General features: G+C 45.3%; 17 protein-coding genes. 8 read left to right on the top strand and 9 right to left on the bottom strand.

From position 1 onward, the window contains the following. Nucleotides 1-35: 35 nt before the first annotated feature. Genes dprA through B5F91_RS09150 form a run of 3 tightly spaced genes read right to left on the bottom strand, consistent with a single transcriptional unit; the run spans nucleotide 36 to nucleotide 2820 of the window. Entirely contained in the window at nucleotides 36-1148 is a 1113-nt protein-coding gene (gene dprA, locus B5F91_RS09160; RefSeq protein ID WP_087428794.1) for a DNA-processing protein DprA, read from the bottom strand. Then, nucleotides 1145-1549 carry an acyl-CoA thioesterase gene (locus tag B5F91_RS09155; protein WP_087428793.1) on the bottom strand — a complete coding sequence of 135 codons (405 nt, stop codon included), beginning with the start codon at nucleotides 1547-1549 and terminating at the stop codon, nucleotides 1145-1147. The genes dprA and B5F91_RS09155 overlap by 4 nt, the downstream gene beginning before the upstream one ends. Next, nucleotides 1546-2820, bottom strand: a complete 1275-nt coding sequence (locus B5F91_RS09150; RefSeq protein WP_087428841.1) for a DUF2851 family protein — start codon at nucleotides 2818-2820, stop codon at nucleotides 1546-1548. Before B5F91_RS09150 ends, B5F91_RS09155 begins: the two co-directional genes overlap by 4 nt. Nucleotides 2821-2903: 83 nt before the next feature. Between B5F91_RS09150 and dapB the strand changes: the two genes are divergently transcribed. The 7 genes from dapB to B5F91_RS09115 are packed head-to-tail and all read left to right on the top strand — an operon-like array spanning nucleotide 2904 to nucleotide 9311. Continuing rightward, nucleotides 2904-3659: a 4-hydroxy-tetrahydrodipicolinate reductase gene (gene dapB / locus B5F91_RS09145; protein ID WP_087428792.1), complete on the top strand. Its 756-nt coding sequence runs from the start codon at nucleotides 2904-2906 to the stop codon at nucleotides 3657-3659. A 9-nt stretch (nucleotides 3660-3668) separates the two neighbouring features. Continuing rightward, a complete protein-coding gene (gene lepB, locus B5F91_RS09140) occupies nucleotides 3669-5093 on the top strand; it encodes a signal peptidase I (protein WP_087428791.1) in 1425 nt (474 codons plus the stop codon). Between the two features lie 4 nt (nucleotides 5094-5097). Next, complete coding sequence (gene lepB, locus B5F91_RS09135) at nucleotides 5098-6009, top strand: signal peptidase I (RefSeq protein ID WP_087428790.1); 912 nt, start codon at nucleotides 5098-5100, stop codon at nucleotides 6007-6009. A 4-nt stretch (nucleotides 6010-6013) separates the two neighbouring features. After that, nucleotides 6014-6658: a WbqC family protein gene (locus B5F91_RS09130; protein WP_087428789.1), complete on the top strand. Its 645-nt coding sequence runs from the start codon at nucleotides 6014-6016 to the stop codon at nucleotides 6656-6658. Nucleotides 6659-6701: 43 nt separating this feature from the next. Continuing rightward, nucleotides 6702-7370: a rhomboid family intramembrane serine protease gene (locus B5F91_RS09125; RefSeq protein WP_087428788.1), complete on the top strand. Its 669-nt coding sequence runs from the start codon at nucleotides 6702-6704 to the stop codon at nucleotides 7368-7370. Next, on the top strand, nucleotides 7342-8238 hold the full coding sequence (locus B5F91_RS09120; protein WP_087428787.1) for a rhomboid family intramembrane serine protease: 897 nt from the start codon (nucleotides 7342-7344) through the stop codon (nucleotides 8236-8238). Before B5F91_RS09125 ends, B5F91_RS09120 begins: the two co-directional genes overlap by 29 nt. Next, a complete protein-coding gene (locus B5F91_RS09115) occupies nucleotides 8235-9311 on the top strand; it encodes an endonuclease/exonuclease/phosphatase family protein (RefSeq protein WP_087428786.1) in 1077 nt (358 codons plus the stop codon). Before B5F91_RS09120 ends, B5F91_RS09115 begins: the two co-directional genes overlap by 4 nt. Before the next feature lie 7 nt (nucleotides 9312-9318). Here the strand turns inward: B5F91_RS09115 and B5F91_RS09110 are convergent, their stop codons facing one another. The 3 genes from B5F91_RS09110 to priA are packed head-to-tail and all read right to left on the bottom strand — an operon-like array spanning nucleotide 9319 to nucleotide 12973. Then, nucleotides 9319-9783 carry a low molecular weight protein-tyrosine-phosphatase gene (locus B5F91_RS09110; protein ID WP_087428785.1) on the bottom strand — a complete coding sequence of 155 codons (465 nt, stop codon included), beginning with the start codon at nucleotides 9781-9783 and terminating at the stop codon, nucleotides 9319-9321. A gap of 14 nt (nucleotides 9784-9797) precedes the next feature. Next, nucleotides 9798-10508, bottom strand: a complete 711-nt coding sequence (locus tag B5F91_RS09105) for a phosphatase (RefSeq protein ID WP_087428784.1) — start codon at nucleotides 10506-10508, stop codon at nucleotides 9798-9800. Between the two features lie 2 nt (nucleotides 10509-10510). Next, the gene (priA, locus tag B5F91_RS09100) at nucleotides 10511-12973 is read right to left on the bottom strand and encodes a primosomal protein N' (RefSeq protein ID WP_087428783.1); all 2463 of its coding nucleotides are present in this window, start codon (nucleotides 12971-12973) and stop codon (nucleotides 10511-10513) included. Here priA and B5F91_RS09095 point away from each other — a divergent pair. Then, nucleotides 12936-14033: a Gfo/Idh/MocA family oxidoreductase gene (locus tag B5F91_RS09095; RefSeq protein ID WP_343210821.1), complete on the top strand. Its 1098-nt coding sequence runs from the start codon at nucleotides 12936-12938 to the stop codon at nucleotides 14031-14033. The two genes, priA and B5F91_RS09095, sit on opposite strands and share 38 nt — an antisense overlap. A gap of 89 nt (nucleotides 14034-14122) precedes the next feature. Here B5F91_RS09095 and B5F91_RS09090 read toward each other — a convergent pair whose 3' ends face one another. From B5F91_RS09090 to B5F91_RS09080, 3 genes are all read right to left on the bottom strand, one after another. Further along, on the bottom strand, nucleotides 14123-14731 hold the full coding sequence (locus tag B5F91_RS09090) for a porin family protein (RefSeq protein ID WP_087428781.1): 609 nt from the start codon (nucleotides 14729-14731) through the stop codon (nucleotides 14123-14125). A 237-nt stretch (nucleotides 14732-14968) separates the two neighbouring features. Then, nucleotides 14969-15904, bottom strand: a complete 936-nt coding sequence (locus B5F91_RS09085; protein WP_087428780.1) for an Rpn family recombination-promoting nuclease/putative transposase — start codon at nucleotides 15902-15904, stop codon at nucleotides 14969-14971. Between the two features lie 141 nt (nucleotides 15905-16045). After that, the coding region (locus B5F91_RS09080) for a hypothetical protein (RefSeq protein WP_204244676.1) at nucleotides 16046-17057 on the bottom strand (1012 nt) is incomplete at its 5' end.

The raw sequence follows: 17057 nt of genomic DNA, 5'->3' as shown, positions 1-17057 counted from the left end.
TCCCATAAACTGCCTCCCGAATCTTCTTTCCGCATCTATACCAGCCGGTACATGCCCCCGGCAAGGCTCTTGACCACTCCTTTCAGTTCCAGTTCGAAGAGAATGCCGGTCATGCTGGTGATGGCGATGTTGCTCTCTACCACGAGGCTGTTCACCTGGATGCCTTCGGGATATTTCCGCAAGATTTGTACGATACGCGATTCTTCCGGATTCATTTCCGGGAAGAGTTGGCGCTGGATGGCTTGGGGAATCTCCTTCGGGCAATCCCAATTCATGGCTTTTACCAATTCGTCCGCGCTTTGAAGCAAAACGGCACGGTTGGCGCTAATCAAATGATTGCATCCTTCTGAAAACGCGTCTCCAATCCTGCCGGGGAAAGCGAAGCAATCCCGATGATACCCCTCCGCTATCTCCGCCGTAATGAGCGAGCCTCCTTTCTTCGCCGATTCTACCACAACCGTAGCGTCGCTTATCCCTGCAACGATGCGGTTCCGTTTCACAAAGTTCTGCCTGTCCGGATTGGTCCCGCTCATGAATTCGGTTAGCAACCCTCCGTGCGAAGTCATTTCCGAAGCGGTATTCCGGTGTACGAAAGGATAAATCCGGTCCAGTCCGTGAGCCAATACACCAATGGTGTCCAATCCGCATTGCAAAGCGGCGCGGTGCGCATGGATATCAATGCCATACGCCAGTCCGCTTACGATAATGGCATCGGGAAGCGATTCTTTCAAATCCCGGATGAAACGAAGGCACAGGTCCTTTCCATAATCGGTGGCATTGCGTGTGCCGACCATGCTGATGATGTGGCGCCGGTTCAGGTCTGCCGTACCTTGATAGAAAAGGACAAGCGGAGCGTCGCTGCATTCCCTTAAGCGGGAAGGATATGCTTCGTCTTCTTCCGTAAGGCAAGCTATCCGGTTCTTTTCGGCAAAGGAAAGTTCTGCCTCGCACCGGCGGAGTATCTCCGGATGGTCGAACGCTTGGACGAGCCGGGCGGGCATGTCGGGCAAGATGTCCGGGAGTTCTTTCCGGTGTTCGAAGAGCACCGTAGCGCTTCCGGCGGCTTGCAAAAGAGTGTGCGCATGGTTGATTCCGATGCCGGGCAATTGGGTCAGGGCTAACCGGTAAAGTGTTTCGCTGGTGTTCATTCCGTCAGATAGGGTGCAAAGAGTTGATTGAATAATTCGCTATCGCTCAACCGTCCGCCAATGAGGCAAACCGTCTCTACCGTCGATTTAATCACGATTTTCATGTCGGGCAAACGGAAGATGTCTTGATAGAAAACATACTTGATTCCTTCTTTCTTCAGGTAGAGTTTCGATACAAATTCGTCTCCGCTTTTCAAGGGAGTCTTGAAAGCCATGGTGAGCCGTGCCACTACAGGGTCGATACCGTCTGCATGAAGCTTGGCGAAGCTGATGCCTGTAGAGAGCAGGAATTCATGCCGGGTATGTTCGATATAGTGCTGGTAATTCGCGTTGTTCACAATGCCTTGCAGGTCGCATTCATAATCGCGCACCTTCATTTTCAGTTCATAAATGTAATTCATACGTTCCGGTTCTTTTTTAAGTATTCATATCCGATGCGGCAATATAAGCATTTTTTCAAATCACAATAGTTTTTTTTAAGTTGAATTAAGGCTTGACTATCTCCGGCATGCGAAGCTTTCACCCCGCACTCTTGCCACATCCGGATAATATTATTGTTTTCCGGCTTCAGTTCTTCCAAGAATTGCCCGGCACGCATGCAGAGGATTTCGTTTGCCTTATGCTTTCCGTATGCATATAAGAAAGGTATCACGGTATTGATAATCAGCAGGTCGATGGAACTGTTGCTTAATGTCTTCGGATGCGAAGGAGAAATTTCGCCAAACGTATAATGGGTCAGCCAGTATTCGGAAGTGCCTCCCCGCAAGAGGTCTCGCGCTTGTTTCAAGGTTTCCATTTCCATTAGTTGGGAGAGTAAGCCCTGGGACCGATGATAGAGGCATGCCAGTTGGGCGATACGGATATGCGGGAAATTTCCCGGACGCATCCGGAGAAAACGCCAATGGCACTCGGAAGAAGGGGTGAGTTCAAACTTATGCCTCAGGTATTTGTATTCTTTCATCATGCTTTCGGTATAAGCGTCAACGGGAAGCTCTTCCAAAAGCCCGGCTTGGCCGAAAAAGATAGCTTCTATCTGAAACAAGTTGTCCCTGTGCTTGTTAACCGCTCCTAAAGGAACGGATTTTGCCCACAACTCGAACGTATCGGCATTGACTCCGAACCCGAAATTACGTGCCAAGGTAATGAAGAAAGCGTTTTCCCAATCGCGGTTGCAGGCTTCTAAGCGTTGCAGGATTTGTCCGGCCTTTGCCTCGAACCGTTCGATTTGAAGACTGGAAAGCCAGCTATGTAAAAAGAACGGGGATAATTGGGGGATTAATTCATGGCATGCCGGATAGCGGTCTTCCCGAAGAAGCCGTTCGTAATTGGATGCAAGGTAAGACGGATAGCGCAATTCCATTTGGGGGATAGGCTCTCCATTGGTGCGGGCAGGAGCCGCGTCGATTTGAGAAGCGACATGGAGGATGACCGAATCGTATGCTGGGTCTTGGTGATGATTATGCTTGAACCAGTCGGAAGCTTGTTGGTGTATCTCCACATTCCCTACCCATAACACTCCGTCTATCTTGATTTTAGCGTTGAAAAAGTCCGGTCCCGCATGGATGTTTTGCAATCCCGGGTCAATAATTTCTACCGCTTTCCCATCGGTGGTTTGCTGGGGTTTGAGGGCAAAAAGCTTGTGTTTCCACACGTAATGCAAAAGTTGTTCCATGTTAATGAGGTGTAAATGTTGGATAAATGTCATTAGTAATAACGAAATTTCCTATCTTTGTGCAGAAAATAAATAAGTTAATTATGAAAATAGCATTAATCGGATATGGAAAGATGGGTAAAGAGATTGAAAAGATAGCTCTTTCCCGCGGACATGAGATAGTAAGCATCATCGATGTAGACAATCGTCAGGACATGGATTCAGACGCATTCCGCTCGGCAGATGTCGCCATTGAGTTTACGGCTCCTTCGGTGGCATACGGCAATTGCTTGGACGCGTTCAAGCAAGGGGTAAAGGTTGTGTCGGGCAGTACAGGCTGGATAGGCGAGCATGGCGAGGAGATGCGCCGCTTGTGCAAAGAAGAAGGAAAAACCTTGTTCTGGTCTTCCAATTTCAGTTTGGGTGTAGCCGTCTTCTCGGCGGTCAATAAGTATTTGGCAAAGATTATGAACAACTTCCCCAATTATGATGTATCGATGGTGGAGACTCATCATATTCATAAGTTGGACGCACCCAGCGGAACGGCTATCACATTGGCTGAAGGCATCCTTGAGAACTTGGACCGGAAAGATAAATGGGTAATGGGAACACTGACCGCACCCGACGGTACGGTGAGCGGCACTACGGAATGTGCTCCGAATGAATTGCCCGTAAGTGCCATCCGACGGGATGAAGTGCCGGGCATCCATACCATCCGGTACGAGTCGGAAGCCGATTCGATTATCATTACACACGATGCCAAGAACCGGAAAGGGTTTGCTTTGGGAGCCGTATTAGCCGCTGAATATACGGCTACGCACAAAGGCTTTTTAGGTATGAACGATTTATTTCAATTTTAATACAGGCTTATGATACAAGCGTCGCGCAGGCAATGGATTAAGTTCGGTATTGTCCTCCTATTCTATATAGCGTTCCTCATCTGGTTGAAGAGCTGGCTGGGCATTATCGTCATTCCGTTTATTTTTGATGCCTATATCACGAAGAAGATTCCATGGACGTGGTGGAAAAAGTCGAAAAACAAGACCGTACTGACCGTTATGGGTTGGGTGGATGCCATTGTATTCGCTTTGGTAGCGGTCTACTTTGTCAATCTCTACTTCTTCCAAAACTATGTGATTCCTTCTTCATCCTTAGAAAAATCATTATTGGTAGGCGATTATTTGTTTGTAAGTAAGATGAGCTACGGGGCACGCATCCCGCAAACTCCCCTTCACATGCCGCTCACCCAACATACGCTTCCGGTATTCAATTGCAAGTCTTACTTGGAGTGGATTCAATGGGACTATAAGCGTGTAAGCGGATTGGGAACCGTACAACTCAATGACATTGTAGTGTTTAACTTCCCGGCTGGAGATAGTGTAGCTACGGCTATACCAGCCGATGACTTGTACCGCATGAGCTATGACGCGGGCAAACAATTGTCTCAACCGGTCGATATGTCCCGTTTGACATTGGAGCAGCAAAGACAAGTCTTTGAATACTATTACGCAGCCGGACGCAAATATATAAATGAGAACCCGCAACTATATGGAAAGGTCATCGCACGCCCGGTGGACCGGCGGGAGAACTATGTGAAACGGTGTGTGGGCTTGCCCGGACAGACTTTGGAAATCAAAAACCGCATCGTTTACTTAGACGGGAAGCCGAACAAGGAACCGGATAACGTGCAATACCGGTATATCGTACACACCAAAGGCATGCTTCCCGATGACTTGTGCCACGAATTAGGCATCAGCCAGGAAGACCGGATGATGTATTATGCGGAAGAGTCGGTCTATAACCTTCCTTTGACCGAAAAGGCGAAAGCGGCTTTATTGGCTCGGAAAGACATTGTGGTTTCCATTGAGAATATGCCCGATGAACCGGTGGACGGACTTTATCCGGTGAATAAGGTCACGGGCTGGACATTGGACAATTACGGCCCTATCTGGATTCCGAAGAAAGGCGAGACTATCGACCTGACACTCGATAACCTCCCGATGTACGAACGCCCGATTCACGCATACGAGGGGAATAGCATCGATGTGAAAGACGGAAAAATTTATATTAACGGACAAGAAACCACCCGCTATACATTTAAGATGGATTATTATTGGATGATGGGTGATAACCGTCACAATTCCGCCGATTCCCGTTTTTGGGGATTCGTGCCCGAAGACCATATCGTAGGAAAACCGATATTCATCTGGTTATCTTTAGACCAAGACCGCGATTGGCTGGACGGAAAAGTCCGTTGGAACCGCTTGTTTAAGTTTGTGGATACGATAAAGTAAATAAATGCATGCAAACTGGAAAACCGTACTAAAAGGGGCTGCCGGATGCATTCTGGCGGTTATCTTAGTGAAAGCTTTTCTTGTGACATCGTGTTTTATCCCTTCTTCCGGAATGGAGAATACGCTTTATCAGGGCGAAGGGGTATTGATAAACAAGTGGAGCTACGGTTTGCGTATGCCTTTCCCGTCGGTTTTCGGATATCACCGCCTCGGCTCTTGTGATATAAAAGAAGGCGACATCGTGTTATTCAACGACCCGAACCCAGCCAATCCAAGCAAACGGATAGAAGGGAGGGAAGTGTTCATAAGCCGGTGCATCGGTACGGCGGGCGACACCTTATTATTAAATAAGGAGTTGATAGATACCGGAAACGAGGTATGGAGTCCCGACAACAAGGCTTTGTATGTTTATCCGGCTTCTCAGGAAGATGCGGTACAGGCTATTTTAGATGAAGTAGACATTCGTGATAATCCGTTGGTAGGATATACGGAAGACGGTGATTTTATCCGAAGCTTTAGCCGCTATGAATGGTATTTGGTTTCACAAAAGGCAGGCAAAAAGATAACGTTCATGCCTCTGAACGCCAAACTTGCCGATGAAGTACATCCGTTTGTAGTGCCGCGCAAGGATGTCCCCGTAACGGTTTATCCTTGGAATGCAGTCTTGTTATGCAATACAATCATGGCACACGAAGGCAAGCAGGCAACGGTAAAAGGAGATACGCTATGGATAGAAGGCAAGCCGGTACGTTCGTACACATTCACGAAGAATTATTATTGGATGGCATCGAATGACCCGGTCAACTTATCCGATTCCCGTTTGTTCGGCTTCGTGCCCGAAGAATATATCATAGGTAAAGCCTGGCGCATTTGGTTTACCACCCGTAAGGGACGCTTTTTGCAACGTGTAGAATAAATTTATGGAGAAAGAAATAATACTAAGCTCAGCCTATTTGGCACCGGTAGAATATTATACGAAACTATATGCGTATGATAAAATCTATGTAGAGCGGTTCGACCATTATATGAAACAGACCTACCGGAACCGATGTGTGATTGCTTCGGCTTCCGGACCCTTGGCATTGACCATACCGACCGAAAAGAGCGAGGATTTGAAATGCTTGATGAAAGACGTGCGTATCTCCGACCATGGGAATTGGCGGCACGTGCATTGGAACGCATTTGTAGCAGGCTATAAGCATAGCCCGTTTTTCGATTATTATGCGGATGAGTTTCATGCTTTCTTCGAGCGGAAATATGAATTCTTGTATGATTTCAATATGGAATTGTGCCGTTGGGTATGTGAACAAATCGACTTACAACCCTGCATGATGCCTACCGATGATTATGATGCGGAACCGGAAAACATAGAAGACTTCCGCGAGCGGATTCATCCGAAAAAGCCGTATGCAGAGTATGACCCTCAGTTTGTGCCCCAACCCTATTATCAGGTATTTGACGCACAAAACGGTTTCATACCGAACCTGAGCATCGTAGATTTGTTATTCAATATGGGACCGGAAAGCCTGATTGTGCTTCGGGAAAGCTTTGGAAATGAAGTATGAAAAATGAAGAATTGAACTTATAAACTTAAGAACTAAAGACAATATGCCTACAGTAACAAAGAATCTATTAATTATCAATGTGCTTTGCTTTTTGGGCGCAATGGTTGCCCGACGGTATGGAGTCGACTTGAACGACATGCTGGGACTGCATTTCTTCCTTGCGTCCGACTTCAATCCGGCACAACTCATTACGTATATGTTTATGCACGCCAACTTCCAACATATTTTCTTCAATATGTTTGCCGTATGGATGTTCGGGCGTACATTGGAAATGGTGTGGGGACCGAAGCGTTTCCTCTTCTATTACATCCTTTGCGGAATCGGTGCGGGATTGATTCAAGAAGGCGTGCAATGGGTGGACTATGTAGTGAACCTTTCGCAATACGAACGGGTCAATACCGGAATCAGCATCATTTCTATGGATGAATACCTGAACCTGCTGACCACGGTCGGAGCATCGGGCGCGGTATATGCCATTCTGTTGGCATTCGGTATGCTGTTCCCTAATAGCGAGATGTTTATCTTCCCGCTCCCCATGCCTATCAAAGCCAAGTATTTCGTAATCGGATACGCCGTACTCGAATTGGTGTTGGGCATTACCGGAGGAGACGGCATCGCACATTTCGCTCACTTGGGCGGTATGCTTTTCGGACTTATATTAATCATTTATTGGAGGAAGAAAAATGGCGGCGGACAACAGATTTACTACTAACCTGAGGGAAGGATTCAGACGGGGAGACATTGTCACCCAACTGATTTACATCAATGCCGGTATATTCCTTGTAGTAGCATTGGTCAATCTTTTCCTGGTCTTATTTAAAATGGATAGCGGACATTGGATGAACTATCTGATGTTTCCGGCTTCGTTCATGCAGTTCATCACCCAGCCTTGGACATTGATAACCTACATGTTCATGCATGCGGGCATCCTGCATATTTTGTTCAACATGCTCTGGCTCTATTGGTTCGGACGCCTGTTCCTGAACTTCTTCTCTGCCAAACACCTGCGTGGCTTGTATCTCTTGGGAGGCATTGCAGGAGCTGCCTTATACATGGTTGCTTACAACCTCTTCCCTTATTTCGAGGATGCGGTTTATTCTTCCTATCTGCTTGGAGCATCGGCTTCGGTATTGGCGATTGTAGTGGCTACAGCCGTGCGTGAACCGAATTATCCGGTACAATTCATGTTCATCGGGACTGTGCGCCTCAAGTATGTGGCACTCTTTATGGTTGTACTCGACTTGCTGTTTGTAACGGCAGACAATGCCGGAGGGCACTTGGCACACTTGGGAGGCGCATTGGCAGGTTGGTGGTTTGCCTCCGGACTGGTGAAAGGACACGACTTGACCAAATGGATTAACGTTGCCTTAGATTTCTGTTCGGGCAGATGGAAACCCGCATCTAAGAAACCGAAAATGAAAGTTCATTATGGTGACAAACAAAAGGATTATGAGTTTAATGCCCGTAAGAAAGAGCGGTCGGACGAGATAGACCGAATCTTAGATAAGCTTCGCAAGTCGGGATATGGAAGCCTGACCGAAGAAGAAAAGAAAAGTCTGTTTGATGCAAGTAAACAATGAAATTAGTCAGACATTTTATACAAACACTTGTATTCTTATTGAATAGTTTAGTGGCTATAGGCTTTCTAATATGTGCCTATAGCCCATACATCTCTCCAACCGAACATCCGGTAGGAGCATGTGCAGGGCTGTTTATGCCTATTTTTATAGCGTTAAACCTAAGCTTCTGCCTTATCTGGCTTTGCCTGAAACCATGGGGAGCATTATTCCCCTTAGCGGTGTTCGCATTGGGATGGAATAGCCTATGGACTTATTTCCCGCTTGGCTCGATAAAAGAGCAAACCGCAGGAAGCCAAACGCTTAAATTTTTGACATACAACACGCAGGGAATTGCGCCGGGAGAGGAGAAGGAAGAAGGAAACAACGCTATCCTGACTTACCTGAGCCGGTGTGAAGCCGACATTATTTGCTTGCAAGAATTTATTCCGGGCATTCACGCCTCCCAAAAAGAGATTAACCAGGCTCTATCCGCTTATCCTTATCATTCATCCACACGAATTAAAGGAGGAGATGCATTGGCATGTTATTCCCGTTATCCCATTTTGGAAGAAAAAGAAATCAATTATCCCAGCCTATACAATAGAAGCATTCTCTATCGGATAAAAATCGGACAAGACACAATCGTAGTAATCAATAACCACTTGGAATCAAACAAACTGGATGCATACGATAAGAAGGTTTACAATGAAATGCTCAAGTCCCCGCAAGAAACGGATGTAAAAACGGAAGGGAAACACCTGTTGCGCAAATTAGCAGATGCGGCAGCCCTTCGTGCCCCGCAAGCCGATTCTGTAGCGCAAACTATCCGGAAGAATCAGGCAAAATACATGTTAGTATGCGGCGACTTCAACGATTCGCCCATATCGTATGCCCATCGTGTAATCGGCAAAGGATTGAATGACGCGTTTGTAGAAGCAGGCGCAGGTCCGGGATTTACCTACAATCAGAACCACCTGTATTTCCGAATCGACCACATCTTTACCAGTCCCGCCTTCCGTGTCTTAGAGTGCAAGGTAGACCGCAGCATCCGAGCCTCCGACCATTATCCGGTATGGTGCATCGTAGAAAAGTAAACCTGTATTAACGACTATATGCCTGCAATAATCCATTGCAAGCGTCTTCTAAAATATCAAGCACATTTTCGAAGCCCTGTGCACCTCCATAATAGGGGTCAGGTACGTAGTCGGTTACTTTCGTTTGACAATAATCCGTCATCCTTCCGATTTTCTTTTCCGATTCAATGTCGGGGGCTTTTTCATGCAAAGCATCAATATTGGCATCATCCATACCCAAAATAAGGTCGAAATCATAAAAATCTTCGGTACGCACAGGACGCGAACGATGCGTAATGTGATAATTTCTCCGGGAGGCATGCATCCGCATCCGAGAATCGGCAAGCTCTCCTTCGTGATAACTGCTGATACCTGCCGAATCGACTTCTATTTCTTTTTCCAATCCGGCACGTTTCAGGTAAGTACGCATGATTTCTTCTGCAGCTGCAGAACGGCAAATATTTCCTAAACAGACAAAAAGGATTCGTTTCATGTTTTTATTAACTTCTATAGATTCAAATATGCTTTAAATTTCTCTACACTATTGTTCATAATCAATGCTTCAGGAAACTCGGTTTCAGCAACAAGCTGAAGGGCATAATCGTAGGTAGCGATATCGAACGAGATATGCGCGTCGCTTCCTAAGATGACAGGCACTTCGTATTGCTTGCAGAGGCGGAGAATTTCCAGATTATTGCCTCTTGCTTCTACTTTGTGCCGGCAAGGACGAAGCGAAGAATTGTTTATTTCCAATAATGTATGATGTTCTTTTGCCGCTAATACGATAGGTTCGAAATGCAACTTTGCGGTACCGTCACCCGGATGGCTGATGATGTGGATATACGGATTCGAAATAGCCTGAATCATGCCGTGAGTATTCTCTTCGGGTGTTCCTCCTTTGTAGCATAACGCATGAATGCCTGCAATGCGCAAATCGAGCAGGTTCAGGTAAAACTCATCCATGTCAATATTCCCTTCACAATCGAGGATATTGATTTCCGCACCCAATAACAAGTCTACACCGTACATCCGGCGTGGGACTACATACAAATTACGGAAATAAATCGGGTTGCATGAGCCTGGAATACTGGGGGCATGTTCAGTTATGCCTAATAATTTCAATCCTTTTTCGGAAGCCGCTTTTACCATTTCCTGCAACGTGCTGAATGCATGGCCACTGGCTACCGTATGGGTATGTACGTCTAATTCTATGTTCATAATTACATTGGATCTACATCATAATATACTATTAAGGAGCGGAAACGTTCGTCTTCTACAATCATGCGCTGCACCTGACGCAGGTAGGCACGCACTTTCGAAAGAGAAGCTTGCTGTTCCACTTTTACTACTATCTTCTTGATAAACAGCGTCTGAATACGGGCTATTGGAGGTTGGTCTGGCCCTAAAACCCTTTCTCCCAAACCTTGACGCAAGACATTTGCCATGAGATCTGCCGCTTGGTCGAGGACTTCCTGCTTCCGATGTTTGAGATACACATAAATCAATCGGTAAAAAGGCGGATAACGGAACAGGCTCCGTTCTTCTGTCTGTTCTTGGAACATGCGGGCATAATCATTCGTAACTACTTCATGTATCAAAGGCAAGTCGGGTTGTTTGGTCTGTAATATAACCAGCCCGCGTTTTTCTTTCCGCCCCGCACGTCCTGCCACTTGCGCCATCAATTGAAAAGCACGTTCGTAAGAACGGAAATCGGGATAGTTCAACATCGAATCGGCATTGAGGATGCCCACTACGCTGACTCTATCGAAATCCAATCCTTTCGAAACCATTTGTGTCCCAATCAGAATATCGGTTTCCCCTTCTTCAAAGTCGGAAATGATTTTCTCGTATGCCGTGCGGGTGCGGGTCGTGTCTAAGTCCATACGGGCAATCCGGGCTTCGGGGAAAAGCTCTTTGATGCTATCCTCTACTTTTTCGGTTCCGAATCCCCGGCTTACCAATTCCGTACCTCCACATGCCGGACAAGATGTGGGAACGGGTTCTGTATAGCCGCAATAGTGGCAAGTCAATTGGTTCAATTCTTTATGATAGGTCAGACTTACGTCACAATTCTTGCATTTCGGTACCCAACCGCAGGTGCGGCATTCAATCATTGGGGCAAAACCTCTCCGGTTTTGAAAAAGAATGACTTGCTCCTTTTGTTCCAATGCCTCCCTTATCTTTTGCAAAAGTAACGGAGAGAATTGAGCGGTCATCCGCTTCTTGCGAGCCAATTCCTTGATGTCAACTACTTCAATTTCAGGCAACTGGATTTGCCGGTGCCGTTCGGTTAATTGTACAAAACCGTATTTCCCATGAATGGCGTTATAATAGGTCTCGATGCTGGGCGTAGCTGTTCCTAAAAGCGTTTTAGCCCCAAATATGGATGCCAAAACCAATGCTGCATTACGTGCATGATAACGGGGTGCGGGCTCTTGTTGCTTATAAGTATTCTCGTGTTCTTCGTCCACAATAACCAGTCCTAGCCGACGGAAAGGAAGAAATACCGAAGAACGTACGCCTAAAATCACGTCATAATCGTCTTCGGATAATTGCTTTTGCCAAATCTCCACCCGTTCGGCATCAGGGAACTTCGAATGGTAAATGCCCAGCCGATTGCCAAACACCCGGCGGAGACGTTCGGTGATTTGAGTAGTCAAAGCGATTTCGGGTAATAAATACAGCACTTGCTTCCCAGCCCGGATAGCTTGTTCAATCAAATGAATGTATAATTCCGTTTTCCCGCTGGATGTCACTCCATGCAAGAGGCAGACCGGTTTTGAAGCAAATGCCTGCACGATTTCATCGTATGCCTTTTGTTGTGCATCGCTTAACGGATTGAGAGGCATTGTGTCTATTGTCCCTTTTGCCAGCCTTCCGACTTCTTGATGATAAAGTTCAAGAATATGTTTCTCTACCAGTCCCGATAGGATAGAAGAGGTTATATTCGCTTTTTGAAGTAAAGTTTTACGCGATACTTCTTTCAAGAAACATCCGGGACGTACCCACCCCGAAAGTTCTACGTATTTCATCAGAGCCGCCAATTGCTTAGGCGCACGGTTTAATGTGTCGAACAACTGATGCAGGTCGGTTTCACTTTTTATTGTTTCTGCAAGACGTATAAAAACTTCAGTACGGGGCTTGTAATTCCGTTTTAATTCCTCCTTTATATAGATAGCTTCCCGTTCCAACAACTTATTGATGACCGGCAACAGATTTTTAATGCCCGTTATTTTCTCCAGTTGATTGATGCACAATCCGGTGTCCCGGCTTAGCGTATCCAATACGAGCTGTTCTTTTTCCGTTAAGGGAGATTCTGCCTCGTAATCAGGATTAACAACCACAAGGGTTTCGCTCTCCAACTTCATGCCCGAAGGCAATGCCGCTTTATAGACATCGCCCAACGTACAGAGATAATAATCGGCTATCCATTGCCAAAAATCATATTGCCGTTTCAGCAGAATGGGCTTCTTGTCAAGGATTTCCATAAGTTCTTTCGTGTCATAGCCGGCAGGGGCATCCTCGTGCACACGGGTCACGATAGCCGTGTAATACTTTTTCTTCCCAAAAGGAACAATAACCCGGATACCAGCACAAACCTTCTCTTCCAGTTCTAAAGGAACAGCATACGTATATTGTCCGGGAATGGGCAAAGGCACTATGACATCTGCAAACTTTTTCATGCTGCAAAGTTACAAAAACCCGTGCATCTTGACAGAATATTTGAGAAACTTTTATAGTTTTGCACATAAACATTTATCCAATATGAAGACATACAATATCGGTATTATCGGTGGCGGATGGATTGCCAGGAAAATGGCAATCACGTTAGGAGGTATGAAAGGCGTGGCACGTTATGCCATAGCTTCCCGAAGCAAAGAAAAAGCGGAGCAATTTGCCCGCGAGTGGCAATTTGAAAAGGCATACGGTTCGTATGAAGAGCTTGCGGATGACCCTGAAGTGGATTTGGTCTATATCGCAACACCGCATTCGCATCATTATGCCCATGCACGGATGTGCATCGAGAAAGGGAAACCCGTTTTGTGTGAAAAGGCATTTACTGCCAATGCACGCGAGGCGGAAGAGTTATTGAATTATGCCAAAGAGAAAGGCGTTTTCATCACCGAAGCCATTTGGACACGGTATATGCCGCTTTCGTTCAAAATACAAGAATTGATAAAGAGCGGTATCATCGGCACGCCTCATACGCTTTCGGCAAATCTTAGTTATCCTTGCTCGTATAAAGAACGCATCCTTCGCCCGGAATTGGCAGGAGGCGCATTGCTCGACTTAGGCGTATATGCACTTAATTTTGCCGCTATGGCTTTCGGGACAGAGGTAGAACGAATGGAATCGGCTTGCCAGTTAACAGATACAGGGGTAGATGCGCAAGAAAACATTACCTTATTTTATAAAGACGGGAAAATGGCATCGCTCCAATCAAGCATCTATGCCAAGAGCGACCGAATGGGAGTTATCTCTGGCGATAAAGGGCAACTGATTGTGGAAAACATCAATTGCCCGCAATCGGTAAGAGTCATTGACGATAATTATAATATCGTTGCGGTATACCGTGCTCCGCAATGCATTACTGGATATGAATATCAAGTATATGCATCTATCGAGGCTTTGGAGAAAGGTTGGCTGGAATCTCCTTATATGCCACACGCTGAAACCCTCCGTCTGATGAGACAGATGGATACCCTCCGCAAGGCATGGGGGGTGGTTTATCCTTGCGACTGATTAAGATAAATGAAGCATTAAGAATGAAGAGGCTACTTCTATTTTGAGACAGCCTCTTCGTTCTTCATTCTTAATGCTTCATTCTACATTTAAAACAGGTATGCCAGTGATACTTGCCATGTATTCTTTTTCATATTAACGGAACCTTCGTAATCATCAATATGGGCTTTCGCCATTTTATTAATGCTGAAGTTATAGTTCAATCCGACTTGGAGATGCTGGACGAGTTTCACACCTGCCCCGACATTGAACGTAGTATAAGATTTCTTCATGTCGAATGTTTCCTTACCGATATTAAACAATCCGCTTCCTACATTAAAACCGAATTGAGGTCCGGCAGCAATATATGCCCCTAATGTGCTTCCCATGCCGAATGTCCATTTCAAGTTTACCGGCACTTCAATGCTTTTCAATGTCTCGTTTTGGGAGATTATATCTTCGCCATAATAATTTGCTTTCCCTTTTGCCTGATTATAGAGGGCTGCCACGTCAAGTCCCAATCCCACTACCGGAATCGTAAATTCCGCCATTGGACCGATAAAGAACCCCGTGCGGTTGTCTCCTTTAAACATGTCTCCTGAGAAGGAAAGGCTAGTAATATTCAGACCGCCTTTCAATCCAAATTTCAATTGTGCCTGAGCTGGTATAGCTATTCCTAGACAAGCTATGACCATGAGAATGGATAAAATCTTTTTCATATAACAACAAGTTTTTTTAGTTTAGTCAGACAAATATATGCATTTGATTTGTGTATTACAAGTATTTGCGCATAAATATCGTTTTTACATACGGCTCTTTCATTTAAACGTATATAGCTTCATGAGCCAACGAAGCCTGCTTCGTAAGCCGATACACCCGTATGAATTGGCTGATGCAGCCGTATGCATTTTTGTCAGTAGCCAAGTACCGGATTGGCAGGATAAAAACAACGTGAATCAAAGATTCTCTATCTCTTCCTGGGAGAGCCCGGTGGCTTGTGCGATAAGCGATGCTTCTATCCCTAGTTTCTTCAAGTTAGCGGCAGTTTTTATGCGCTCTTCCTGTATGCCTTCTTCGCGTCCTATTTCTCGTCCTTGCTGAATGCCTTGTTGAATGCCTTGCTGAATTCCCTGTTGAATCCCTTCCTGCAACCCTTCTTCTTTGGCAGAGGTCAGCACATCGTTCTGTATCATGATAGCATTCAGGTGCTCAAAATAGGCGTGCTGTTCGGCTTTCGACATGGAGTAATAACGCAGTTTCTCGCGTGCCTGGCTTAGTCCGGGAGCGGTTGTGTTTTGGCTGATGATGCCTTCCTTCAGGTAGCGCATCCATTCTTCCAAAGGAGTGACGGCTACACTGTTGAACTCATTGACCCGAATCAGGATGTATTCGGGGAAAATAGAGGCAGAGGTACGGGTTACGAAGGCATTGCGCTCTTTCACGTTCACCTGAAGCTCGTCGTGGGTATGCACGCCGATGAAGCGGTTCTGCCCGTGATAGAGGTAATCGTTTCCCTTCCCGATGTCGAAATAGAGGATGCTGATGGAATAGATTTTCTTTACTTCGCGGTAGGAATCACCCAGCGAGATGTGTTCGGTAATGGCTTTTGCCACGCCGTAGAGAATACGCTCCAGATAGTAAAGCTCGCGCGTGTTCTGCACTTCGATGATGATAATCTCGTCCTTGCTGTTCCGTGCCTTGATGTCTACCCGGTTGAATTTATCGTCAACGGTCTCCTGGTTTCCTTCGCTTTCCAGGATTTCGATGATGCGGATAGGCTCGCCCAAGAATACGGTTAGGAAGCCTTCCAAGACATCAAAATTCGCCTTTTGCCGGAGCAATCGCTTGATAGCCCAGTCGAATCGGATATATCGGTCTTGCAGTTCGCTCATGTCGGTAGTGAATAGTTAATAATGAATAACGGGTTTCTGCAAAGATAATGTTTTTTTCTTGAAAGGCAAGGCGTGAGTGGTGTATAGGCATAAAAAAAGCGGCTCAATCGAGCCGCTTTTTTATTTAGATAGTTCTATTGCTTATTGAACTTTCTGTACTTTGATATCACGTACATACTTCATACCTGTAGCATCTTCGAAAGTAATTCTCAATGTAGAAGATTCTGCAGTAGGTTTAAATGTTATGTCATCACCAGTGGTAGTGACAGTTTCTCCATTAGTTCCTTCAAACTTAACTTGAACATTATTGTTATTGAAAGTAATTGCCGGAGTGTTCATGGCTGCCCAAGCAGGTACATACAATGTGTAGATATCCAACTTGTCATAAACATTACCTCCATCCAAGTTGTTCTTGCATACAGAGAAGTATTTATCGCCCAAAGTGAAGAAGAAACCATTATTTGGTTTATTATCTTTGAGTGTACCTGCGGCGATAATACCATCTGTACCAACTGTTACATTATTCAATACACTACCATTCTGGTAAACTGCAGCTGTAACACCATCAAGAGCAGTCTTAACTTGAGTCTTGAATGATTCGGATGTGATAGCAAATGCTTTTTTAGTTTCAGTAGAAACACTTACACCATCAAATACATTGTAATAAGCATACATGTCTTCTAACAAGCTTACTTCTAATCCATCCTTATCATCATTGTAAACTTCTTGTTCGTTCAATACGATGTCACTGCTAATAGGTGTCAACATAACAGTTTTATTATCTGTAACTATTTCTTGAGCTCCACCATAGAACAAGATAGGATAATTGCCAAATTCATCCAAAGCATTGAATGAAATGTAAAGCTTAGAAGCATCAGCTTTAGTTTGGTATTCGCTCTTGACTTTATATGCGTCAATGTATCTCAGGTATGCATTATTACCTTTGATGTAAATTCTTGCTTCATAAACATCATTAGCCCAATTTTCATCTTTTTCGAATACATCTCCAAATGCTGGCTTAGTGATGTCGATAGGTACAGTAACCTTAGAAGCTGTTTTGATTTCATTCGATAAATCTGTTAAGCATGATTTGGATGAATGCAATCTGTACCATAGCTTCTGCGGTTTCAGCAAGGAATTCATAATCGATGGT

Origin of the sequence: Bacteroides sp. An322 (genome assembly GCF_002161765.1) — a bacterium.
GTDB lineage: Bacteria > Bacteroidota > Bacteroidia > Bacteroidales > Bacteroidaceae > Phocaeicola > Phocaeicola merdavium.
Note: the sequence above shows the minus strand (reverse complement) of the source record. Positions and strands in the feature narration are given on the sequence as shown.